Origin of the sequence: Pseudovibrio sp. W64 (assembly GCF_001623145.1) — a bacterium.
Classification (GTDB): Bacteria; Pseudomonadota; Alphaproteobacteria; order Rhizobiales; family Stappiaceae; genus Pseudovibrio.
Map to the genome: position 1 here is coordinate 18,862 of NZ_LMCI01000034.1, position 22,655 is coordinate 41,516.

Annotated in this window: 20 protein-coding genes; 9 read left to right on the forward strand and 11 right to left on the reverse strand. The window is 52.0% G+C overall.

The window, feature by feature from the left end; all coding sequences use genetic code 11:
• Positions 1-92 precede the first annotated feature (92 nt).
• Together thrS and PsW64_RS14565 are read left to right on the forward strand one after the other, a co-directional pair.
• Positions 93-2,039 carry a threonine--tRNA ligase gene (gene thrS / locus PsW64_RS14560; protein WP_063289525.1) on the forward strand — a complete coding sequence of 649 codons (1,947 nt, stop codon included), beginning with the start codon at positions 93-95 and terminating at the stop codon, positions 2,037-2,039.
• Between the two features lie 214 nt (positions 2,040-2,253).
• Positions 2,254-3,045: a 1-acyl-sn-glycerol-3-phosphate acyltransferase gene (locus tag PsW64_RS14565; RefSeq protein ID WP_244277281.1), complete on the forward strand. Its 792-nt coding sequence runs from the start codon at positions 2,254-2,256 to the stop codon at positions 3,043-3,045.
• 82 nt (positions 3,046-3,127) lie between these two features.
• Here PsW64_RS14565 and PsW64_RS14570 read toward each other — a convergent pair whose 3' ends face one another.
• Positions 3,128-4,213, reverse strand: a complete 1,086-nt coding sequence (locus PsW64_RS14570) for a hypothetical protein (protein ID WP_063304069.1) — start codon at positions 4,211-4,213, stop codon at positions 3,128-3,130.
• Between the two features lie 259 nt (positions 4,214-4,472).
• Between PsW64_RS14570 and PsW64_RS14575 the strand changes: the two genes are divergently transcribed.
• Together PsW64_RS14575 and PsW64_RS14580 are read left to right on the forward strand one after the other, a co-directional pair.
• On the forward strand, positions 4,473-5,078 hold the full coding sequence (locus PsW64_RS14575) for a nitroreductase family protein (RefSeq protein ID WP_063304070.1): 606 nt from the start codon (positions 4,473-4,475) through the stop codon (positions 5,076-5,078).
• Positions 5,079-5,094: 16 nt separating this feature from the next.
• Positions 5,095-5,706 (forward strand): flavin reductase family protein, encoded by a 612-nt coding sequence (locus tag PsW64_RS14580; RefSeq protein ID WP_063304071.1) that lies wholly within the window; start codon positions 5,095-5,097, stop codon positions 5,704-5,706.
• A 26-nt stretch (positions 5,707-5,732) separates the two neighbouring features.
• Here PsW64_RS14580 and PsW64_RS14585 read toward each other — a convergent pair whose 3' ends face one another.
• A complete protein-coding gene (locus PsW64_RS14585; protein ID WP_063304072.1) occupies positions 5,733-6,419 on the reverse strand; it encodes a hypothetical protein in 687 nt (228 codons plus the stop codon).
• Between the two features lie 184 nt (positions 6,420-6,603).
• On the opposite strand from PsW64_RS14585, the gene PsW64_RS14590 reads away from it, so the two are divergent.
• Positions 6,604-7,566, forward strand: a complete 963-nt coding sequence (locus tag PsW64_RS14590) for a lytic transglycosylase domain-containing protein (RefSeq protein WP_063304073.1) — start codon at positions 6,604-6,606, stop codon at positions 7,564-7,566.
• A gap of 145 nt (positions 7,567-7,711) precedes the next feature.
• A complete protein-coding gene (locus PsW64_RS14595) occupies positions 7,712-8,851 on the forward strand; it encodes a DUF2336 domain-containing protein (protein WP_063304074.1) in 1,140 nt (379 codons plus the stop codon).
• A gap of 21 nt (positions 8,852-8,872) precedes the next feature.
• Here PsW64_RS14595 and PsW64_RS14600 read toward each other — a convergent pair whose 3' ends face one another.
• From PsW64_RS14600 to PsW64_RS14610, 3 genes are all read right to left on the reverse strand, one after another.
• Positions 8,873-9,388: an Hpt domain-containing protein gene (locus PsW64_RS14600; protein ID WP_057462504.1), complete on the reverse strand. Its 516-nt coding sequence runs from the start codon at positions 9,386-9,388 to the stop codon at positions 8,873-8,875.
• A 149-nt stretch (positions 9,389-9,537) separates the two neighbouring features.
• Entirely contained in the window at positions 9,538-10,314 is a 777-nt protein-coding gene (locus PsW64_RS14605) for an NAD kinase (RefSeq protein WP_063289517.1), read from the reverse strand.
• Between the two features lie 453 nt (positions 10,315-10,767).
• A complete protein-coding gene (locus tag PsW64_RS14610) occupies positions 10,768-11,910 on the reverse strand; it encodes an anhydro-N-acetylmuramic acid kinase (protein WP_063304075.1) in 1,143 nt (380 codons plus the stop codon).
• Positions 11,911-12,375: 465 nt separating this feature from the next.
• Between PsW64_RS14610 and PsW64_RS14615 the strand changes: the two genes are divergently transcribed.
• Entirely contained in the window at positions 12,376-13,053 is a 678-nt protein-coding gene (locus PsW64_RS14615; RefSeq protein WP_057462502.1) for an OmpW/AlkL family protein, read from the forward strand.
• 78 nt (positions 13,054-13,131) lie between these two features.
• Here the strand turns inward: PsW64_RS14615 and PsW64_RS14620 are convergent, their stop codons facing one another.
• From PsW64_RS14620 to PsW64_RS14645, 6 genes are all read right to left on the reverse strand, one after another.
• Positions 13,132-14,220: an ABC transporter ATP-binding protein gene (locus PsW64_RS14620; RefSeq protein ID WP_063304076.1), complete on the reverse strand. Its 1,089-nt coding sequence runs from the start codon at positions 14,218-14,220 to the stop codon at positions 13,132-13,134.
• A 14-nt stretch (positions 14,221-14,234) separates the two neighbouring features.
• Positions 14,235-15,521, reverse strand: coding sequence for an MGH1-like glycoside hydrolase domain-containing protein (locus PsW64_RS14625; protein WP_063304077.1), 1,287 nt, complete (start codon positions 15,519-15,521; stop codon positions 14,235-14,237).
• Between the two features lie 39 nt (positions 15,522-15,560).
• Complete coding sequence (locus tag PsW64_RS14630; protein ID WP_063304078.1) at positions 15,561-16,790, reverse strand: carbohydrate ABC transporter permease; 1,230 nt, start codon at positions 16,788-16,790, stop codon at positions 15,561-15,563.
• Positions 16,787-18,118 carry a carbohydrate ABC transporter permease gene (locus tag PsW64_RS14635; protein ID WP_063304079.1) on the reverse strand — a complete coding sequence of 444 codons (1,332 nt, stop codon included), beginning with the start codon at positions 18,116-18,118 and terminating at the stop codon, positions 16,787-16,789. The genes PsW64_RS14630 and PsW64_RS14635 overlap by 4 nt, the downstream gene beginning before the upstream one ends.
• Before the next feature lie 88 nt (positions 18,119-18,206).
• Positions 18,207-19,556: an ABC transporter substrate-binding protein gene (locus tag PsW64_RS14640; protein ID WP_063289689.1), complete on the reverse strand. Its 1,350-nt coding sequence runs from the start codon at positions 19,554-19,556 to the stop codon at positions 18,207-18,209.
• An 11-nt stretch (positions 19,557-19,567) separates the two neighbouring features.
• Complete coding sequence (locus tag PsW64_RS14645; RefSeq protein WP_063289688.1) at positions 19,568-20,668, reverse strand: substrate-binding domain-containing protein; 1,101 nt, start codon at positions 20,666-20,668, stop codon at positions 19,568-19,570.
• Positions 20,669-21,062: 394 nt separating this feature from the next.
• Here PsW64_RS14645 and PsW64_RS14650 point away from each other — a divergent pair, with 394 nt between their 5' ends.
• Together PsW64_RS14650 and PsW64_RS14655 are read left to right on the forward strand one after the other, a co-directional pair.
• On the forward strand, positions 21,063-21,575 hold the full coding sequence (locus PsW64_RS14650; RefSeq protein WP_063304080.1) for a winged helix-turn-helix transcriptional regulator: 513 nt from the start codon (positions 21,063-21,065) through the stop codon (positions 21,573-21,575).
• Between the two features lie 50 nt (positions 21,576-21,625).
• Positions 21,626-22,615 carry an NAD(P)H-dependent flavin oxidoreductase gene (locus PsW64_RS14655; RefSeq protein WP_063304081.1) on the forward strand — a complete coding sequence of 330 codons (990 nt, stop codon included), beginning with the start codon at positions 21,626-21,628 and terminating at the stop codon, positions 22,613-22,615.
• Positions 22,616-22,655: the final 40 nt, after the last annotated feature.

Below are 22,655 nucleotides of genomic sequence, written 5' to 3' on the forward strand. Positions count from 1 at the left end.
ACGCGTCTTCAAGAATTGTTTATTCAGGCAATCCATGATTAACACCAAACCGCTTACCTGCCTTGTTTGCAGGAGTGAGCCGGAGACTTGATATGCTGCAATTGACTTTCCCTGACAATTCCGTTCGCGAATATGACGCTGGTTCCACCGGAGCTGACGTTGCGGGGAGCATTTCTAAATCTCTCTTGAAGAAAGCTGTTGCCGTCGCGATTGACGGTGAGCTGCGCGATCTTTCTGATCCTATTCCAGCAAGTGCTGCGATTGAATTTGTTACTCGCGATGACCCTCGTGCGCTGGAATTGATCCGCCACGATGCGGCGCACGTGATGGCAGAAGCTGTGCAGGAGCTGTGGCCTGATACACAGGTTACAATCGGCCCTGTTATCGAGAACGGTTTTTATTACGACTTTAAGCGTGAAACGCCGTTCACACCTGAAGATCTGCCAAAAATCGAAAAGAAGATGCAGCAGATCATCCAGCGCAACGCGAAGTTCACCAAGGAAATCTGGAGCCGCGATGAAGCGAAGGAATACTTTGCTTCCAAGGGTGAAGATTACAAGGTTGAGCTTGTTGATGCGATCCCTGAAGATCAAACCGTTAAGATCTATAAGCAGGGTGACTGGCTGGATCTCTGCCGTGGTCCGCATATGGCATCTACTGGCCAGGTCGGTCAGGCATTCAAGTTGATGACTGTTGCTGGTGCTTACTGGCGCGGCGATTCCAACAATGAAATGCTGACCCGCATCTATGGTACTGCATGGTCTAATGAGAAAGATCTGAAAGCTTACCTCCATATGCTTGAGGAAGCTGAGAAGCGCGACCACCGTAAGCTTGGCCGCGAAATGGATCTGTACCACTTCCAGGAGGAAGGTCCGGGTGTTGTCTTCTGGCATCACAAGGGCTGGCAGCTGTTCCAGAACCTCACCAACTACATGCGTCGTCGTCTTGCTGATGACTATCAGGAAGTGAATGCACCTCAGATTCTGGATAAGTCGCTCTGGGAAACCTCCGGTCACTGGGAATGGTACCGCGAGAACATGTTTGCGACTGAGACCGAAGATCACCGTGTCTTTGCGATTAAGCCGATGAACTGTCCTGGTCACGTCCAGATCTTCAAGCACGGCCTGAAGTCCTATCGTGATTTGCCTCTGCGTATGGCTGAATTCGGTGCGGTTTCCCGCTATGAGCCATCCGGTGCGTTGCATGGCCTGATGCGCGTTCGCGCGTTTACGCAGGATGATGCGCATGTGTTCTGTACTGAAGAACAGATGGCTGCGGAATGCCACAAGATCAACGACCTGATTATGTCCGTCTACAAGGACTTTGGGTTTGAAGAGATTGTTGTGAAGCTCTCAACCCGTCCTGAAAAGCGTGTTGGTTCTGATGAAGTTTGGGATCACGCTGAAGCTGTGATGGGAGAAGTGCTGAAGGAGATCGAAGCGAACTCTGGCGGCAAGATCAAGACAGGCATTCTTGAAGGTGAGGGGGCGTTCTACGGTCCTAAGTTTGAGTACACTCTGCGCGATGCGATTGGTCGTGAATGGCAGTGCGGTACCACTCAGGTCGACTTCACCTTGCCAGAGCGCTTTGGTGCGTTCTATGTCGATAGCGATGGCGAGAAGAAGCAGCCGGTGATGATCCACCGTGCGATCTGTGGTTCTCTCGAGCGCTTCCTCGGCATCCTCATTGAGAACTTTGCTGGTCACTTCCCATTGTGGCTGACACCTCAGCACTTCGTTGTGGCAGCAATCACTTCTGATGCAGATGATTATGCGAAAGAAGTGCATGCAGCGCTGAAAAAAGCTGGTTTGCGCGGTGAGCTGGATCTTCGTAACGAGAAGATCAACTACAAGGTTCGCGAGCATTCTCATGCCAAGATCCCAGTGATCATTGCGGTTGGTAAGCGTGAAGCAGAAGAGAAGACAGTGAGTATCCGTCGTCTTGGTTCGCGCAACCAAACATCAATGACATTGGATGAGGCGGTGGCAAGCCTTACTGATGAAGCAACAGCACCAGATCTGAAAGAGCAGGCTTCCTGATCTTTATAGACTGAGTGAAATTTTGAAGGCTGGCCGCAGGTTTCTGTTGCCAGCCTTTTTCTTTTTGGCCTCACTGTCGCCTAAACTTCACGTAAGTTTGCGAAAGCTTACGAAACCGTCTCAGATGAAATGAGTTATGTGAAGTGAGGATGTCGTGAACCACGCGGATTTAAGCTACGCCAATAGTAATCATCCCAAATTGAAGCAATGACTTATTCGCAGCATTGAAGGGCTCTCTGGCAAGCGAGCGCTGTTGGGCCTCTATGAGGAGTGGCGTGCTGGTTTTTCAGTTTCTGATCAGGCGCTCTGGCGTGATCTGCTGGATCAGATTGACCTACGTGTGGAATGTACCGGAAACGACTGGCCGCCCGCTGATCTGGATGGGAAGCCGCTGATGCTGATTGCGAACCATCCCTATGGCATTGCAGATGGGATCGCGATCCTTTCGCTTGCTGAACAGCTCAATCGTCCTTACCGCGTGCTGATCAATAATGAACTGTTGAAGGTGCCTGAAATCCGGCCTTTCGCTTTGCCAGTGGACTTTGAAGAGACCGAAGAGGCTTTGCGCACCAATTTGAAAACACGGGAGGAAGCGCTGAGATTACTGCGGGAAGGGGTGACGATCGTAATCTTTCCCGGCGGTGGTGTCGCGACAGCTGCTAAGCCATTTGGCAGGGCAGAAGAACTGCCTTGGAAGACGTTCAGTGCCAAGCTCATTCGAAGTGCGCGAGCAACGGTGTTGCCGGTTTATTTTGAGGGGCAGAACTCGGCGTTGTTCCACATGGTCAGTCGCTTTTCCCTGAGTTTACGATCGTCGCTTCTCATAGGCGAGTTCAAGAGCATTTTGGGACAAACCATTCTTGCTCGGATTGGCTCTCCTGTTTCCTATGAGGTTTTAGAGGGATGTGAGAGCCAGAGAGAAATGATGGATGAGCTTCAGGCAACTGTTATGAACTTGCGGGATGGCGTTGAGGCGCCAAAGGGGGAAACCTTTTTTCTCCCGTAGGGCCTCCTCCTTAGAGCCCGCGTAAGCCAATAAAAAAGGCGCCGAGTGAGGCGCCTTGGTCATTCTTGATCTTGTGCAAGTCTTACAGAGGGTTTTCTGCAAGCACTTCCACTTCCACGTTGTTTACGCTTGGATTGACCGTGAACTCTTCGCGATACATCTCACCGTTGTTGCGCGCCATAACCGTATAGGTTCCAGCTGCTAGGGTAAGATCAAGGAACGCACCATTGCCGCTTGCAACTGTGTCGCCGCCTGGAGAGAGGATCGTCCAAGACGTGTTGGCCAAAGATGTCTTGTTTTTAGCGCTTACCAGCTTCAGTGTGATGTTGCCTGCCTGATGGTAAAGGGTTGCTTCGGTCAGCTTGCCTGCCTGAACGTGAATATCTGCGCGTACGACAGCGTTGACATCGCCGTAGCGGCTTTCAACATGGTAGGTGCCTGCGCTCACTGGAACCAGCTCACCCGGCTTGATGCCAGATGCAATGAGACCGCGGTTGCCTGTGGTGTCGTAAGTCATATCGTAGATGTTAAAGCGCACATCTTTGCGTGGCATCTGTTGATCGTTGCCCAGAGCAGCGTCCAGACGAATACCACCTGCGTTCAGGATGATTGTTCCTGTCTTCACACCGCTTTTAAGTTCATAGCGCGTGGTTGCTGTGACTTTGCCAAAAGAGGTGTGAACGAGGTAAGTACCCGGATCGAGGCGGAATTCTGCGTCCTGATCTTGAGAGGACGCGACCATGGTCAAGGATCCATCATCATTTTCTTTTGAAGAGTAGACGCGCCATTTCAGGCCGCGTGTGAGGTTTGGTGTTCCCTCAGCCAGCTTTGCTACCAGATAAAGGACAGGCTGTGCGCCGACAGGTGCCTGCTCTGCGCCTACAGATGGGGGAGCATACGGCAAGAAGCTCGTACCCATTGTTGGTGCAAGGGATTGCCCCTGATAACCGCTGAGCGGATCATAGCTGATAGGAGGTGCGATGGTCTTGTCTGGCTTTGCGTCCAAGTCCAGCACTTCTTTAGAGAATGGCAAAGCAGGTTTGGAAACAGGAATAGGACCTGCAGCCTGAGCGGCGTTTCCAAGCAAGGCCAATCCAGCACAAAATGCTGTGGCGGTTGCTGCGCGTTGTAGCTCTTTGCTGAACGTTGATATCCGCTCTAACTTCACGTGTGCTCTCGCTACTACTTCAGAAAGTGTTACCCGTGTGCGACAGTAAATACAAAACCGACACCCTATCGAGTGAAATCAGATTACAGTGACAAACTGTGATTTGGAAGTGTTTTATAAATTTTTACTAAGTGGGTTGGGGATTGGTAGTCAATGTGGCAAGAATGGGGCAAGACCATCCTTTAATTGACACAGTTGATATTCTGTATAGGACTATTGCGTAGCTTTAATCGTTGAAATCCTGAAAAGAATCGAGACCGTGGAAACTAAAGACCTTCCAGAATTGAAGAGTTTTCTCAAAACTCGTCGCTCCCATCTCGCTGCAACGCTCGTGCATCCTGGTCCCAATCAAGCACAAATTTCAGAGCTTCTTGAAATGGCTTGCCGTGTTCCAGATCACGGAAAAATTTCTCCTTGGCGGTTTATTATCTATGACAATTCACAGGCTGCCCCTATCGGTCTAAAGCTTGCTGAAATTGCAGAAAAACGTCAGGGCTCCCTTGGCGAGAACACCAAGGCAATGGAGCTGGAGCGTTTCAAGCGTGCGCCGTTGGTTATTGGCGTTCTGTCTTCTCCAAACCGGGAACATAAAGTTCCGGTCTGGGAGCAGGAGCTTGCTGTTGGGGCGGTTTGTGTCTCGCTCCTTAATGCCTGCTTTTCACTGGGTTTTGCGGGCCAGTGGCTCTCTGAGTGGTATGCTTTTGATGATGAGGCAGCTGCCTATCTTGGTGCTCGTGATGGGGAACGGTTTGCAGGCTTCATTCATATCGGAAGCGCTAGCATTGTTCCCAGTGAGCGTCCTCGGCCTGATGTTGCCCGATTGACTGAATATTTTGAAAGTTCTCTTTCCGGTGTTGATGCGTAGGAGTTGAGGTAAGTATATGTTTTATGAAGCGAATAAGCCGCATGGATTGCCCCACAATCCATTCAAGGCTGTTGTTGCACCTCGTCCGATTGGTTGGGTTTCTACCGTCTCTAAAGATGGTGTGCGCAATTTGGCTCCTTACAGTTTTTTCAATGCAGTGTGTGATACACCGCCGATGGTTGTGATTGGTTCCAGCGGTTACAAAGACTCTGTCCGCAACATCGAAGAAACTGGCGAGTTTGTCTGCAACCAAGCCACATTGGATCTTGCAGATGCGATGAATCTGTCCTCTGCAATGGTTGGTACTGATGTTGATGAGTTCGAGCTTTCCGGATTAACGGCAGAGCCGTCCAAATTGATCAAGGCTCCACGCGTTTTAGAGGCAAAAACTGCGTTGGAATGTAAGCTGGTTAATGTGCAGCGCCTGGTCGATATTGACGGAAATGAGACCAACAGCTGGCTTATACTGGGTCAGGTTGTTGGTGTGCATATCGACGAGAGTGTGCTTGAAAACGGCTTGCTCAATGTGGCGAAAATGAAGCCTTTGGCCCGGTTGGGTTACATGGATTACTCGGTGGTTGATTCTGTATTTCAGATGGACCGGCCAGTTCTTCCAGAAAAAGCATGATGGCGGGCGCTCAGGCGCCCCTTTTCTTATCTCGAAAATACCTGTTGTATCTGATGTGCGCCTTCAGGCGTGTTTGCGTTCATGCCGGTAAAGCCGAGTGCTACTGATTTTTCCAGATCCTCAGGTGCTGCCGTTGGTGCTGTATCCAGAGCAATCAGGTGAGCCGATTTTGCAGCAAACAGGCATTGTGTTTGTGCATATTGAAACGGCGGCAGCAAACTTCCGTTTTCATCTCTGGACTGTTTCGCGTCCAGTGCCTCTTTCAGCGCTTCTTCATTCCATGCCAGTGCGGTTAGGCGCGGGCTGGTGTTGGAGAGGTTCATGAGGTTGTGAAAGGCTGCAGGATATTTGCCGAGTTCAGGAATGATCTTCACTGTGCAGTCTTGCAATGCGTGTTCGGCTTCAAAGACAGAAAGTATCGCGTGCAACCGTTCAATATCAGCGCGCGATTTGATGAAGGTTGGAACGACGCCTCTTGGCTTCACATGAGCATAGGGCTTGAGCGTTGAGAGGATCGTGCTCTCTGATGGTTCGTTTAGTGTGAGATAAAGATCGTGGTGTTTGCCCAGCTCTGCCAGAGTGTTTGGCGAGCCATAAGGCTCGAACTCGCTGACGGGCTTTTCTGGCAAAATGGCGAGTGATACATTCCTCAGAGCTTTTAGCTCTTCTGTGTTATCGAATGTTGAGGCCATCACGCTCAGCAGGCAGTTCATTGTTTTTCTCCGAATCCAATCAGAAATTGAATTGTAATGCATAATTCGTAGAGAACAGGATAGGCAAAAAATCTGTTTTAACTCAAATAACTCAGTGATTTCAGTAGGGCAAAATTAAAATTTAACTATTTGTTAACTAATATTAAGAGATATTAACTAATGGTATTATAGGAGGCAGATTCTCGTGAAGGTTGCAGGCGATCCTTCCATTGCAGGGCGTATTGAATCGGCTTTTCAAAAGGCCAGTTCCAAAACAGGTACGTCTTTTGACTTTCTGCTGCAAGCGGCTGCCCGTGAATCTTCCTTTGACCCAAACGCCAAAGCTAAAACCTCCTCTGCCTCAGGGCTTTTTCAATTTATCGAGTCCACCTGGCTTGAGACGCTCAAGAAAAATGGCGAAGAATTGGGCTTGCAAGATTATGCGCAGCACATTCGTGTTGATGCAAATGGTAAGTACCGCGTCGACAACAAGCACCTAAAGCAGCAGCTTCTGGATCTGCGTTATGACCCTGACATCTCTTCGCTTGTTGCTGGTGCTTTGGCGAAAGACAACGCCTCCGGACTCTCTTCAAATCTGGGGCGGGATCCGTCCGCTGGTGAACTCTATCTTGCGCATTTTCTTGGGGTGAATGGTAGTCTACGGCTTTTGAATGCTGCTCAGGACCGACCAGAGCACCCGGCTGCGGACCTGTTTCCACTGCAAGCGCGGTCCAATAAGGCTGTATTTTACAATAAGGATGGGCAGGCGCGAACTGTCAGTGATGTGCATGACCGCCTGGTTGGTCGCTTTAATGATACGATTGCTGGTTCAGATCGACCGGCAGTTGGTGTGCGTAGGGGACCTATCACTAAGCCGATTGACAGCCACCGGGTTGAAAGTCGCATTCTGACAGCATGGCGTGCGACGACGGTTGATAAAGATGAGGCTCCTTTTCAGTCCCTGTTTCGGACTGATGAAGCGGCAGCATTAACTGCGTCCAAAGCTGTGAGTGAGACGAAGCGATCCGGTGTTGAGGTTCAGGAATCAATCAGCCAACAGTTTGTTGCACCAAAACCAGTTGCGCGACCATCTGGTGCGCCTTTGGACCTGACCAAATTTCTTGCGCCGTCCCAAACAAGTGGAAAGTCCTTAAGTAAGAAGGTCTAGAACCTGTGACTTACAGGCGTTTCTTGCTGCTCTAATCTTTCAAAAAACAAGTTTTACGAGAAACTGCGGGTGCGGTGAACGAAGCCTTAAGAATTATGATTAATTATTTCTACCCATAGTTGGTGGATACAGGTTTCTGAGTGCCATGATTATCAAGAGTTTTCTGAATTGGGTGCAGTATGCGCCAAGTGGAAGTCGCGTACAGGCGGCTGGTGCTTTGGTGCGTGCTTTCTTGTACTCTGAACTTGAAAGCTCTGAGTACAGCGAAGCAGAGGCAGCATTGACCTTCCTGCTTGATGATCGTGATGTCGCGGTTCGGACCGCTCTTGCAGAAGCCTTTGGCGCTGCAAAGATTGTTCCTTCTCACATCATTTCTGCTTTGCTCGTGGACGAAGATGAAGTTGCGCTGCCTTTGCTTTCTGGTGCAACGACTATTCCAGAAGGTGAGCTGGTGGATCTTGTTGCGACAGGCTCCACTCAGCGTTGTGTTGCAGTTGCCAGCCGACCTGAAATTACGGTGGGCTTGTCTGCTGCTATCTGCGAAGTTGCTTGTGAAGAGGCCTGTGTTGCTTTGCTTGCAAATGAGAAAGCAGAGATCACACCCAACAGTATGGAACGTGTGGTTGCACGGTTTGGCGAAAGCCGGGACGTGAAAGATGCTCTGATGTCTCGTGATGATGTTCCCTTGCAAATCCGACATATGATGCTGCGGCGTTACACTGAAGGTCTTGGTGATCATCCGCAGGTGCTTGGTGCAAGGAATATGCGTGCTCCCGAGCAGCTGGTTGCTGATGCGCAGGATCGTTCCACGATTTCACTGGCCTGGAGTGCCTCTGACAAAGAGCTGCACGGGCTTGTTGAACATCTGGTTGTTTCCGCTCAGATGACAAGCGTTCTTTTGCTTCGTTCAGCAGTAACCGGTTGCTTTAACTTGCTTACAAGCTCGTTGGCTCGTTTGTCTGATTATGAGGAGGATCAGGTGTTTGACGCATTGGCGACGCCATTTGGTGCTTCGCTGCGACGCGTCTTATCAGCCGCTGGCTTACCTGATCGCACGCATGCACTTTTCCAGGAGTGTATTGCCAGCTGGCAACGGGTCGAAAACATGCAGATCGACCATTGGTCCAAGTCACGCATTGTAGCGGGTGATCTGATTGCGCTGGAAGATGAGCTGGGTATTGAGGATCTGGGAGATCTGCAAGACTTGTTGCATCGCCTCTCAAATGAGGCTGCGCGCGAAAGTGCACGTACTCGTGTAGCTGAAATGCTGAGCGACGTTGCTTAAGGTATTCAGATTATTGCTTGATTAGCTGTCGACGAGCTCCGTGAGCGGTGCGCTTGCTTCTTCCAGCCTTGTCACAAGCGCGACACCAAGCCGATTGGTTTCGTCGCGGGCATCTTCAGAAATCATTGCATTGATTGCGCTTACGTGTTGAGCGATGAGCTCTTTCGGGAAGCTCTCTTGTGTCTTGGCGGCGACCAGCAAGAGTGTCAGATTGTTTGCAACGCGGCCAACCAGTGGGAAGCCCAGAGTCTCCGCCTGGCCTTTGATATCGTGGGCGCAGCGGAACAGTGCGTCGTAGGTTTCCTCTGTAAAATCAGCATTCTGAGCTGCCTGATTGGTCTCTTTCAGGCAATCGACTTCCGATCCCATCCAGCTCTCAAACTTGTCAGAGAGTTTCTCGATGGCTTCTTCAGCAGCTTTGACCGGATCGAACTTGGCAGCTTCAATGGTCGACATCTTCCGGACTTTTTTGGAAAGGTCGTTTGGAACGCGGATGTGTTCCTGAGAAGATTTATCTGAACCAGTTAAAGAAGCCATTGTCCTGCGTAATTCCTGAGCCTGCATTGCTGTAGGTGTGATTATATTTCGAATTCGAAATAATATCTAACTATTTTACGAGCAATTCCAACCCGAAGTTGTTTCTTCTAGCATATTTGGTTGTGATCACAGCATCAACTGGTTGTGTCTTAGTACTTAAACATCTCAGAGAGGATACGTTCGTCCCAGCTGTGTTCATTATCGAACATGATGCAGCTTTGAGCTGTCGCGTCCTGATAGATGGTCGTGCTGATAACATTTCGGAACTCACGGTGATCAGCGGCTGCGTTGACCGGGCGCTTGTCTGCTTCAAGTACTTCAATCTTAACGGTGTTCTGTGTCGAGAGCAGAGCTCCGCGCCAGCGTCTTGGACGGAAGGCACTGATGGGTGTAAGTGCCATCAGGGGAGAGTCAATCGGCAGGATCGGGCCATGGGCTGACAGGTTATAAGCTGTGCTGCCCTGGGGAGTAGAGATAATGATACCATCGCAGGCCAGCTCTTCCATGCGGACGCGGCCATCAACGGAGATGCGCAGTTTCGCAGCCTGATGGGATTTGCGGAGGAAAGAGACTTCATTGATTGCACGAGCGGTGAACTCGTTTCCGTCTTTGTCGACAGCTTCAATGTTGAGTGGATGGAGAGGTGTTATCTCTGCTTTTTCAAGGCGTTCGATCAGGCCTTCAGTCTTGTACTCATTCATGAGAAAGCCGACTGAACCGCGATTCATGCCGTAGATCGGCATGCCTTTGTTCATAAACTTATGTAGATAAGAGAGCATAACTCCGTCGCCGCCAAGCGCGACAATGACGTCCGCATCGTCTTGCGAGGCAGATCCATACATCTTTTCAAGAGCTTGGCGTGCAGCAAGTGCTTCTGGCGTATCGCTGGAAACAAAGGCAATGCGGTTGATAGTTCTTCTCTTCAAAGACGGCTCCTCCCTTAAAAAGGAGGTAGCATGACTTTGGGAAAATTCAAACTGCCTTTATGTCGCTTCTCGTGGGATTGCCAATGGATTAGCACATGCCTTGCCAGTTTTTACTGTAAAAAATACATAGACCCTATAAGTATTGTGTTGTGCATTTGTGCAATACTACTTGTTTGTGTTCGAATAAACATCAAGGTACTGAATTGCAACAGTTGTTGTTTTGGTTGTTTGGAGGGGTTTTTGTTAAAATAACTTTCGAGTATGTTGATTGTGTTGCAGATAGTTGAAATTCTTTCAAGATATCAATTATCTACAATGTTGCGACCAGAATATACTGCCTACCTTTTCTTATAGATATTTGAAGTTGAGACCTTTTGAGCTTTAAACAAGAGGTCGGTGGGAGCTCTTGCGCGGCGGCAAGGGCTCCTACCTTTTTACTTCTGGTACGGCTGTTTAGCTGGTGTGTTGGTGTGGAAGCGCCTTGGTACCACCTGACATAGCTGTTGGAACGCCTGTGGTTCCCGGAAAGCTGATCGGCAAATTGCGATCGCATCTGGCTGCGAGGAAGGCGAAGCATTCGGCCTCCACGGCATCCCCACGCCAGCCAAGTTCTTCTGCCTGAATGATTTTTACGTTTGCCCGTGCTTCGATCTCTTTCAGAAGCTGCGGGTTTTTGCGTCCGCCACCGCATGCTACCAGGCGGGCCGGGCGTTTTGGTAGCATGTCCAACCCTTTGCCAACTGCGCTTGCTGAAAATGCAGTAAGCGTTGCTGCGCCGTTTGCGAGAGAAAGGCCGGTTGCCATGTCTTTTGTGAAGCTGTTGCGGTCGAGGGATTTGGGGAAGGCTTCGGTGAGATAGGGGTGTTCGAGAAGTGTTTTGAGGCGGTCTTCGTCCGCTTGTCCGCTGGCAGCGATGAGGCCGTCGCGGTCCATGTCGCCGCGATTATGGGAGCTGATCCAGTCGTTTATAGGCGCGTTGGCCGGGCCTGTGTCGAAGGCAATCAGGGTGTTATGCCCGTCCCACCACGAGATGTTGGCGACGCCGCCGAGATTCAGAATTGCTGTGTCCGTTGGATTGTCGGACAGACCGGCGCTTCTTAAGAGGGCCTGATGGTAGATGGCTGCGAGGGGCGCGCCTTGTCCACCTGCTTCGATATCTTGCGTTCTGAAGTCGTAAATCACTGGAATATCGAGGATATCAGCGATGATCTGGCCGTCACCGAGTTGTCGGGTTGCGCCTTTTTGGCCGCCTTTGGGTGCGCGGTGCAGGACGGTTTGGCCGTGAAAACCGATTAACGCAATATTTTGCGTTGAAATGGAGTTTTTTGAAAGGAAATGTGAAATTGCGTGGGCTTGTCCCTCGCTGAGTGCTTTCTCCGCTCGTGAGAAAATTTCAGGTTCCTCGGATGCGAAATTCCAGTCCTGAGCGGCGGCCATGGCTTCGGCGATCAGCTGATTGGTTTCAGGGGGATAACTTGCCAGTGTGTAAGGGCCGAACTCTTCGATGGTTTGTCCATCGGTTTTCAGCATGGCGATGTCGACGTTGCCGTCCATTACCGTTCCGGTCATCAGACCGATGCACCACTGCGCAGCCATTTATTCCCTCACTCACAAAACCCGGTAGACTTAAAACTGAAGAGACTTCGGTCAGAACCGGATGCTGTAAGGAAGGTGTGTGCCTTACGGATCTGCCTGTACGAAGTCTCCACTTCATAGCGGGTTCTGGGCGCAGTGACAAACGTTGGAGTGAGGGAAGCCTGTGTGTTTTCAGCTGGTGATTGTGATGGTAGGAGGCATTGTTGTACGGGCTACGTATCAATTATTCTGATGAAATGAAGTGATGAGAGTTTCCTTAGCCTTGTTGAGTTCCGGCGATTGTGCTAGTTTTCCTGCAGTAAATGTCTATTTGAAATCAACATTTCACATTTCTTATCCGGCAAAATTACTATTATAAATAGTACTTATATTATCAATGCTGGTTTGATGCACCTCAATGCTCATGTGCTCCACTCTCAATAATTGGAATAAGTGTAAAGCTCGCTTATACAACTGGAGGTGGAGATGAGTTTGAAAAGGGTGATGGGCCTTATGGTCACTGCTGCGATGGTGGTGCCTGCTGGTCAGGTTCTGGCGGCAGATATGCCTGTGCCACAGGAAGATATCATTGCTGCGGCTGCATCTGAGAAGAGCCCTTGGCAGATCCGTGTGCGCGCTCTGGGTGTGATTACTGAAGATAGCGGGCACGTTAATGGTGTTTCCGGCTCAGATCTGTCCTATTCCAACACAGTGGTGCCCGAGCTGGATATCACCTATTACTTCACTGAAAATATTGCTGCTGAGCTTATTTTGGGAACGACGTGGGCAAACGTAGATGGTGATGGTGCTCTTGCTGGTACCGATGTGGGAGACACATGGATCCTGCCGCCAACTTTGACTTTGCAGTATCACTTCACCAACTTTGGCGCTTTCAAGCCTTATATCGGTGCGGGCGTGAACTACACGATTTTCTATAATCAAGATGCCAACGATGTTGATGATCTTGATATTGAAAACACATTTGGTGCAGCGCTTCAGGTTGGTTTCGATTACATGATTGATGACAACTGGGGTGTAAACCTTGACGTCAAGAAGCTGTTCCTTGAGCCAGACTTTGACGTGAAAGTTGGCAGTAACAAGCTGAAGGGCACAGCTGAGCTGAATCCCTGGCTGGTTGGTGCTGGTATCACCTATCGTTTCTAAGCGGGTTTTGGTAGCTAAAAAGTTAGGCTTGGATGTGTGAGCACCCAAGCCTTTTGGTTATCGGGACTGCTTGTTGTTTCAGGCTGGTTCTATTGCCTTCTCGCTGTTCACCCGTTCGGCTTTGTCATCAGCCCCGAAGAAGTGGGTGAGGGCGGGGTCGAAAGAGAGGCCGACGGTGTTGCCTGCGCTGTAGTGCTCCAGGCCGGATAATCTGACCAAGATGGTGCCAAGCCCTTTGGCGGCAACATAGATGAACAGGTCTGCACCAAGGTACTCGACGTGTTCCACCGTGCCCGTTACAGCGGCTTCTGCTGGTGGAACAACACTGATGTGTTCCGGACGGATGCCCAGCTTTACAGGTGTGCCTTCGTTATCTCTGAAAGGTGATGGCTGCTCTGAGAAGCCTGCCAGCGTGAAGGTATTGCCGCTGAACTCAACGGGTATGATGTTCATCTTTGGCGAGCCGATGAACTGAGCCACAAACAGGTTGTTCGGGCGCTCATAGAGTTCTCGCGGAGAGCCGACCTGTTCGATACGGCCAGACTGTAGAACCACAATTTTATCAGCCAGTGTCATGGCTTCCACCTGATCATGGGTCACATAGATCATGGTGGCATCCAGATTGCGGTGTAGTTTTGCAATCTCAAAGCGCATTTCAACACGCAGGGCTGCATCGAGATTGGAGAGCGGCTCGTCAAACAAGAAGGCAGCTGGATCACGGACGATGGACCGGCCAATGGCAACGCGCTGGCGTTGACCACCAGAGAGCGCCTTAGGGCGGCGATCCAGATATTCTTCCAGCTGAAGAACTTCGGCTGCTTTGTTAACTTTGGCCTCGATCTCAGCTTTTGGAGCGCCTGCAGTTTTCAGTGCAAAGCCCATGTTTTCCCGCACGCTCATATGCGGGTAGAGTGCATAGCTCTGGAACACCATGGAGAGCCCACGTCCGGACGGTGGCAGGGCGGTGACGTCTTTGCCATCAATGTGTACGCTGCCGCGGCTGGCTTCTTCCAAACCAGAGATCACCCGCAGAAGTGTGGACTTACCGCAGCCAGAGGGGCCAACAAAGATGACGAACTCCCCGTGATCGATCTCAAGATCAATCCCTTTGATGACCTGAAGATCGCCAAACCATTTCTCGACACCCTCAAGGCGAATAGCTCCCATTCTTCCGTTCCTCCTCAGGCTGCTTTAGCGGTTAGGCTTGGTGTGGCCCATGTGAGCCAGATGGCGGATGTCCATGAGAAGGAGTTGCCGCCAGCACCTTCGCCAGTGATTGGATCAAAGTATTCCGCAAAATCACTCTTTTCGATCAGTGCAACAGTGTCTGTGCGCAGGCGTTCAGCGCGGGCTGTGTCGCCCATATCTGCAAACCCTGTTGCGATGAGGTAGTTGATGATGCCCCAGACCGGACCACGCCAGTAGCGCATACTTTCAAACAGCGGATGATCCGGGTCGTAGCTTGGCATGGTGTAGTTGACCTTTGCCGCGATACGGTCGAAATGCTCACGTGTTGGGTTGATGTACTTCTCTTCGCGAATGCCTGCATATGGTGCGAGGAAGGAGGCGCTGGAGATGCCATCGCCCAGAACGTCATTGCGCAGATCGTAGGTGCAGAAGGCTTGCTTTTCTTCATTCCAGAGCTTGGCCACGCCTTTTTCCGTCAACGCAATCCAGCCCTTCAGTTCTTCGGCTGCGTCTGTTTCGCCCAGCGCTTCGGCCATGGCCAGCAGGTCACGGTCTGCGCGCAGCAGGATGAAGGTGTTGCCCGGGTCAGCCACAAAGAACGGGCACTGGTCTGCAACGATCTTTGGGTCCCAGTTGTTGTCGCGGCCAAACTTCACGATTGCAAGATAGCGGTCGTAGTCGATTTTCTTCGGGCGCATCTCAGGATTTACGTGAGATGTGTCCTTGCGGGTGTACTCGCCAATATCAGAGATATCGACGTGGCTTGCAGCGTTGTCCCAGTCCGGCAGGTTGTCGCGGCCAGATTCCCATGGGTGCATGATGGCGATAACGCCGTGGCCTTCCGGGTCACGATAGGTGTGGTACCAGCGGTGCCATGCCAGCAGTTTCGGGAAGAGGGTTTTGATCTTCTCTTTGCCAGCTTCTGAGGTGTCCTGCTCAAACAAACGACGAACAACGGTTGCTGCCACAGGTGGCTGGGAGTGGCCGGAGGTTGGGATCTTCGGGTTTGTGGTTCCCCAGACGGATGGGCCCGGGAAGTAGCTCGGGTCATCCTTACGGAAGATGATGTGCGGAACCATGCCGTCATCCCACTGGCCTTCAAAGAGCAATTCAATCTCTTCCCATGCGCGCTCCATGTTGAACGTAGCAAAGCCGAGGGCGACGAAAGCGCTGTCCCAGTTCCACTGGTATGGGTAGAGGCCTTTGGTTGGGATGGTGTAGCCGCCCAGATCATTTTCCTTGAGGATGGAAATGGCCTGATTGTCGAGTTGTGCGGACATAGTAGATACTCCGATGTTTTTTCTTTTTGACAGTGCCGCTTAGCCTTTGACGCTGCCTGCTGTGAGGCCCTGAACGAGGAAGCGTTCGAACCACAGGAAGATGCCAAGAACAGGGACTGTTGCGATGACCGCACCGGCCATCAGGTGTTGACGGGGGACTTCTGAAGAGTTGAGGGACACGACACCGCGCGAGAGGGTGAAGATGTCCGGATCATCCAGGAACATGAAGGCGAAGAGGAACTCGTTCCACGCGATCATGAAGACGTAAAGAGATACAGATGCCAGCGCTGGCAAGGACAGTGGCAGGGTGATCTTGAGGATTACACCCAGACGGCTGAGACCATCCATGAGGCCAGCTTCTTCCAGCTCTGCAGGCAGGCCTTTGAAATAGCCTTGCAGCATATACAGGGCGACTGGAATGGTGGTTGCCGGATAGACGATGAGCAGGCCAGTCAGTGAGTTGCGCAGGCCCAGCTGAGAGAAAACAGCGTAAAGCGGGATGACCAGAACAATGGCCGGCACCATGTAGATGAGCAGCACGGAGCGGGACATCCAGGAGCGACCTGGAAAGTTCAGACGAGAGACTGCGTAAGCTCCCGGGACTGAGAACAGCAGGGTCAGGATGACAGTTGCTACTGAAACAATGGCAGAGACTGTCAGATAGGTGCCGAAGTTGAACTGGGTGAACAGCTCTACGTAAGAGCGGAACATGCCGGAGATGCCGCCTGACAGATCAATGGACAGATCCAGCGGGTTGCCGAGCAGTTGTTGTTGGCTTTTCAGGCTGGTCATGACCATGACGTAGAATGGCAGGGCAACCATCACCGTGAAGATGACGAAGCCAAATCCTTTTGCAACACGCAGGAAGACGACTTCCTTCTCATATCGCGTGAGGTTGCCCTTTGGCGTGCCTGCCAGTGTCTGTCGATTAGCCCAGAATGTTATGGCTACAAAGGAGATCAGTGCGATGAGTTGCCAGAGCGGTTCTACGGACAGAGGCAGGGCAAACGGAGCGCCGAAGGTTGCTGCAAGTAGGGCCAGCAGGATGATTGCGGCAGGGGCATATTTTTGCCCGGCGCTTTGAGTTTTTCCATCCCAGAGATGGGTGAAGAGTGCGCCCAGCGCGGAGGCGAGGACGGCGGCGCCCACTTGTGGGATGGCGAGCTCTCCGGTGATGAGTGTCAGGGTGACACCAATCACGATCATGGAGAGGAAGCCCCAGACGGCGCCACTTAGGCCGGCAAGAACGTAGCTACTGAGCAATCTCATAGCCCTTCCTCCTTGGTGGAAAAGCGGATGAACAAGGTGGCGAAGGTGACGAGAACAACAAAGACGACCACGGCAACGGCAGCACCTGCACCCAGGTTGGAAAGGGCAAAGCCTTGTTCGTACACATCTACGGTCAGGGTGCGGGTTCCGGCGTTACCACCAGTGAGCAGGAAGATGTCGTCGAACTTGTTGAAGGTCCAGATGAAGCGCAGCAGGAAGAGGACGGACAGGATGCCCATGAGTTGTGGCAGGGAAATGTACCAGAACTGCTGCATTGGAGTGGCGCCGTCCATTTCAGCTGCCTCATAGATGTCCGTTGAAACGGATTGCATGCGTGCCAGAATGAACAGGAAAGACAGCGGGAAGTAACGCCATGCCTCAAACGCGATGACAGTTGAGAGCGCCAGTGGAAACTCGAAGGAGATTCCGAACAGGTGCAGATCTACAGCGCGCTGACCGAAGAAGTTTACCGGTTCTGCGAGAACACCCATCTTGGTGAGCAGGGCATTCAGGGTTCCGGAGAATGGATCCAGCAGGACAACCCAGGTGAAAGCAACGGCAATCACCGGAGATACATAGGGGAACAGGAAGAGCCCACGCAGAATGCCTCTGCCCTTGAAGGAGGTGTTGAGGAGCTGGGCTGCAAACAGGCCGAGGACCAGTGCGCCAACTGTACCGAAGATGGTATAATAGAACGTGACACGCAGAACGCTCCAGAACTCGTCACTGTCAAACACACGGCGGAAGTTATCGAGCGTGAAGGTGCCGTTGGTGAGCACACTGTCAGCATCGCCGTAGGAAACAGGCTTGCTGGCTTTCTCCGGCTTTCTCAAGGCAAGGTATTCGTTAGAGACTGTGCCTGAAATGACCAGCTTCTCGCGGGCTTTGCCCTCAAGCGTGCCAAGGTCGCACTGTATGTTGATCCCATTGAGAGAGCAGGCGTCCGGCAGCTTTAGCGCGGTGAAGCCGGGTGGGAGGATGTCGGTAAAACCAGCGTTTGCGATGGAGTTTTTCTGGGAGGAGTTTCTGACGCGGTACTCCAGCGTTGCCGGATCGCCTGCTTGCTTTGGCTTACCTTTGACGCGTTCGTTGATAAGGACTTTCGGAGCACGCAGATCGCCCAGCTCCACGGGCTTGAAGCTGATCCAGAAGTTGGCGACCAGAGGTCCGAGAACAATTGCGAGGATGATCAGAAACGTGGGCGCCAGCATGGTGTAGGCAAGGCGGGCTTCCCGCTTTTGCATGGGGCCTGCGCCTTTGGGCGGCTGGCTCACGCTTTCACCTGCTGTGCTAACAGATTTTCCGGCCTGATCGGCTATGGCGCTCATTACGCTGTGCTCCTGATATCACGGTGGTTTTGGTGGATTGAGAGCCCGCAGACACGAGGCCTGCGGGCTGAGATCGTGGCATCAGGCCTTACTTGATCTTGGCAAGTTCCTGATTGATCTTGGTGACCGCTTCTTCTGCAGAGAGTTCGTCATCAATGAACTCGCGGGTGTAGCGGTTGATGGCCATGGAGTTCAGGATCTTGGAGGCAAGGCTGAGCTGGCCTTCCTTCACTCCCCAACGGCTGGCTGTGTCCAGACCTTCTACAATCTGGGTGATTGTCTCAGCCGGATAGAGCTCTGTGAGCGGTGCTTTGCGGTCCACACCCACTGGCAGGGTTGCCCAGCCTTTGATGAAGGCTTCTTTGTCTTCCGCATTGCCGCGGCGGACAGGGAATTTGCCTTCTGGTGCGATGGACAGGGTCGCCAGATAGCCATCATTCATGGAGTACTCCACGAACTGCTGTGCAGCTTCTGTGTCAGCATCGTTGGTGATGGAGAAGTAACGAATGTCACCCCATGCTGCACCGGTCTTGTTGGATGGACCGGACAAGGTGGTTACAACACCGGTTTTACCTGCCAGTTCTTTGGAGGTTGGGTCTCCGTTGATGGTTGGCGGTGCGCTGTCACGCAGGCCTGCCAGCTCGTCCAGAATGAACGGAGACCAGATGATCATGGCTGCCTTGCCAGCGAAGTACAACTCGCGGGACTGTTTCCAGTACAGATCGCCTGGAGGGGAGGCTTTTGCCAATGCTTTGTAGAAAGTCAGAGCTTCTGCCAGCTTCTTCTCGTCAAAGCCTTTGAAGCCGTTTTCGTCAACCGGAGTTGCACCGTTTGCCAGAAGCACATGTTCCAGCAGCTGACTCATGAAGCTTTCGTCGATCTTTGTTGCAGCCACAAAGCCGAACTGCTCTGGCGGATTGTGCAGTTTTTCAAGGGCGGTGAGGATGGATTCGTATGTGTTTGGTGCTTCCAGACCGGCAGCGTCAAACAGGTCCTTGCGGTAGACGATCATCTGGGTCCAGCCATCCACCGGAACAGCTGCGTAGCCATCAGGCAGAGCTGCCATGTTCAGAGCGCCGGATGCGAAGGTGCTTTCTTCCAGATCTTCGATGACTTCGGTTGCTGCATCGGTGTCGATGATGCCCGCTTCTGCCCATGGCAGAACGTGGATCAGCGGATGATAGATGACGTCAGGCAGATCGCCGGCTGCATAAGCTGCTGTTGCGCGGGTGCCCATGTCTTTTTCGGTTACCGGAATGACATTGACTTCAATGCCGGTCTTCTCGGTAAACGCCTTTGCCATTGCTTCCTGCTTGGCAAGACGTGCAGGCTGCTCTTCTGTGGTCCAGAAGCGCAGCGCTTCAGCCTGTGCAGCACTCATTGCAAATGCAAGCGTGCCAACAAGGGCTGTCGTTCTTAGAATGTTCCTCCCGAACATAATTTCCTCCATTATGCGGTTGCGAAGTATGCGCTGAGGTGAGCTTTCAGCTCCTCAGGTGTTTTACGTGGCGGACCATCAGAGCCACGCTGAATAAGTCTTGCTTCGGCCAGTACCTGCAGCTCCCGTGCTGGCTGGCCGCTGATTGCTTTTGTGAGAAGTTCTGCCAGCGTACTGCCTGCAAGGACTGGTTCCTGAGCGAAGCTGGTAAGCGGCGGGTCGAAATGCTCGCACACAGGCAGGCCGTCGTAACCAATGACTGTGACGTCCTCACCAATCGTCAAACCATGGCGGCGAATGATCTTGGTGACGCCGATGGCAATGGCATCGGTCATGCAGATGATAGCTGTTGGCGGACGGTCCTGATGCAGGAGTTGAAGCGCTGCCTGCTCCCCGCCCGGTTCATCCAAGGATGTTTCGACGATCAACTGCTCTTCAAAAGACAGACCGGCCTCTTCCAAGCCTTGTTGGAACCCTTCAATACGCAGGCGGCTGAAGTTCATTTGCGGATTAGACATCACCAGCGCGATACGGGTGTGACCTTGCGCAATGACCTTTCTGGCTGCTGAATAGAACGCGGCGTGGTTGTCGATGTCGAACCACGGGTGTTCGCCTTCGCGGGCTGTACGGCCATGGCTGACAAACGGAAAACCCCGGTCCAATAGATAGTCCACGCGTGGGTCGTTGGTGGCTGTTCTGGTAAGAACGAAGCCATCGACCTTTTGCGAGGAGATGAGGCGGCGGATTGCCAGCACAGCATCATCCATGGAGCTTGCCGTTGTCACCAGCAGGTCTTTATCGACTGCGTTGAGTGCCCGGGTCATGCCGTCCAGAAACTCGGCGAGGAACGGATCAGCTCCTTTGCCAGGCATGAGCGGCAGTACGATGCCGAAGGTGTCGACACGGCCACGCTTAAGATTACGTGCTGTGGAGGAGGGGCGATAGCCCAGCTCTTCGACTGCTTTGAGGACACGCTCGCGAGTTGCTTTGGAAATGTCCGTGTAATTGTTCAGGACGCGGGACACGGTGCCCTTTGCAACGCCTACATGGCGTGCCACGTCTCCAATGGTCACAGATTTTCTCTGTTGCACATTCTGGTCAGTGATGCTCACAGAATTCCCACCCAATAGGTTGTCATCAGATCGCTCCCATTCATGATCTGATTTCATCGATGATGCTTACAAAACCGATTTTGGAAGTCAACAAAATCGGTTTTGTTAAGTCCGAAATCGGTTTTGGAAACCGAAACACAGGGTTTTTCGGAAAGAGGGTTTCGGGTGGTTTCGGTGAGCGAAACTTAGCTTGAAAAAAGTTTGGCAGGGCTGGGGACAACTTGATGCGGACCGTCTGGATGCGGCAATCCAGAGCGATTTTGGTGTTGTGCAGAGGTTTTGAAAAGGACTCAGTGGTTCGGTTGAAGACTAGGCCAAAGAGCTAGGTTGCCCATTAGGTAAACTGGAAATAGCTTCTTTAAACGAAGTTAAATTGAAAGTGCCGGAGCCGGGAATGAGTGGAGCGAGACGAAGCTTTGCAGGTGTTGACTGCGCGGTTGCTCAAGCGATCGAGCAGATGGGTGATCCATGGATCCTGCTTATCCTGAGATGTCAGTTTCAGGGCATCAAGCGCTTTGATGACCTTCAGGGGCATTTGCAGATCTCCACTAGTGTACTGACAGATCGTTTGCGGCGTCTGGTGCAAGCGGGTTTGCTGCGTAAGGAGCAAGACCAGCAGGACAAGCGCGGAACGGTCTATCTGCTCACCGAGAAGGGCATGGACTTTTACCCGGTGATGATTGCGCTGCACCAATGGAGTGAGCGCTGGGAAGCCCGTGAAGGTGGGCCGAGGCTGGAACTGCTGGACAAGCAAAGCGGAGAGCCCGTGCGTGATGTGCGTGTGCTTTCGCAAGACTATAGAGAATTGAGTGCCCGGGATGTTCTGGCACTGGTTGATGACCAGAGTGGCGAGATGATGCAGGACATTCAGGAGAGGTTGAAGCGCCGGAGAGGTGATGCCGCCTGATATTGAGATCAAACAGGCAGCAGATTGAATTGTAAGGGAGTGTGTTTGAAATGGCTTTGCCGGATATTTTGAAGAATAAGTTGCGCCTGCCAGTTGTTGGCAGTCCTTTGTTTATCATCAGCAATCCAGACCTGGTGATTGCACAGTGTAAGGCAGGGATTGTTGGTTCCTTTCCGGCGCTTAATGCTCGCCCGCAGGAAAAGCTGGAAGAGTGGTTGATCCAGATTACAGAAGAGCTGGCAGCTTATGATGCGGCTAATCCTGACAAACCGTCAGCTCCGTTTGCTGTAAACCAGATTGTGCATCGCTCCAATGATCGTCTGCAGCATGATGTTGAGCTTTGCGTGAAGTACAAGGTGCCAATCGTGATTACCTCTCTTGGTGCGCGCCCAGAGGTGTTTGATGCGGTTCATTCTTACGGCGGCATCGTGCTGCATGACATCATTACCAACACCCATGCGCATAAGGCGGTTGCGAAGGGTGCTGATGGCCTGATTGCTGTTGCTGCTGGTGCTGGTGGCCATGCAGGTACAACATCACCGTTTGCGCTTATTCAGGAAATCCGTGAGTGGTATGATGGCCCGCTTCTGCTTTCAGGCAGTATCAGTACTGGCAAGTCTATTCTTGCATCACAGGTGATGGGTGCTGATCTGGCTTACATCGGGTCCGCCTTTATTGCGACTGAGGAAGCAAATGCTCAGCAGGCCTATAAGCAGATGATCGTTGATAGCGGTGCAGAGGATATCGTGTATTCCAATCTGTTTACCGGTGTGCATGGCAACTATCTGAAGCCATCCATCGAGCAAGCAGGCATGGATCCTAGTAATCTGCCAGAAGGCGATCTGAAGACCATGGACTTTCACAGTGCTGACAAGGGTAAGCCGAAGAGCTGGAAAGAGATCTGGGGCTGCGGCCAGGGCATTAGCGCGGTGAAAACCATTGGCAGCACTGGTGATCTGGTTGCTCGGTTGTCGTCAGAGTATGATGAGGCTTGCAAAGCGGTGACGGCGCAAGCTTCTACACTGGAGCCTGCTGAGTAAGAGGGGCTTGCGTTATGGCTTGCGTGATACCTCGCAAGCC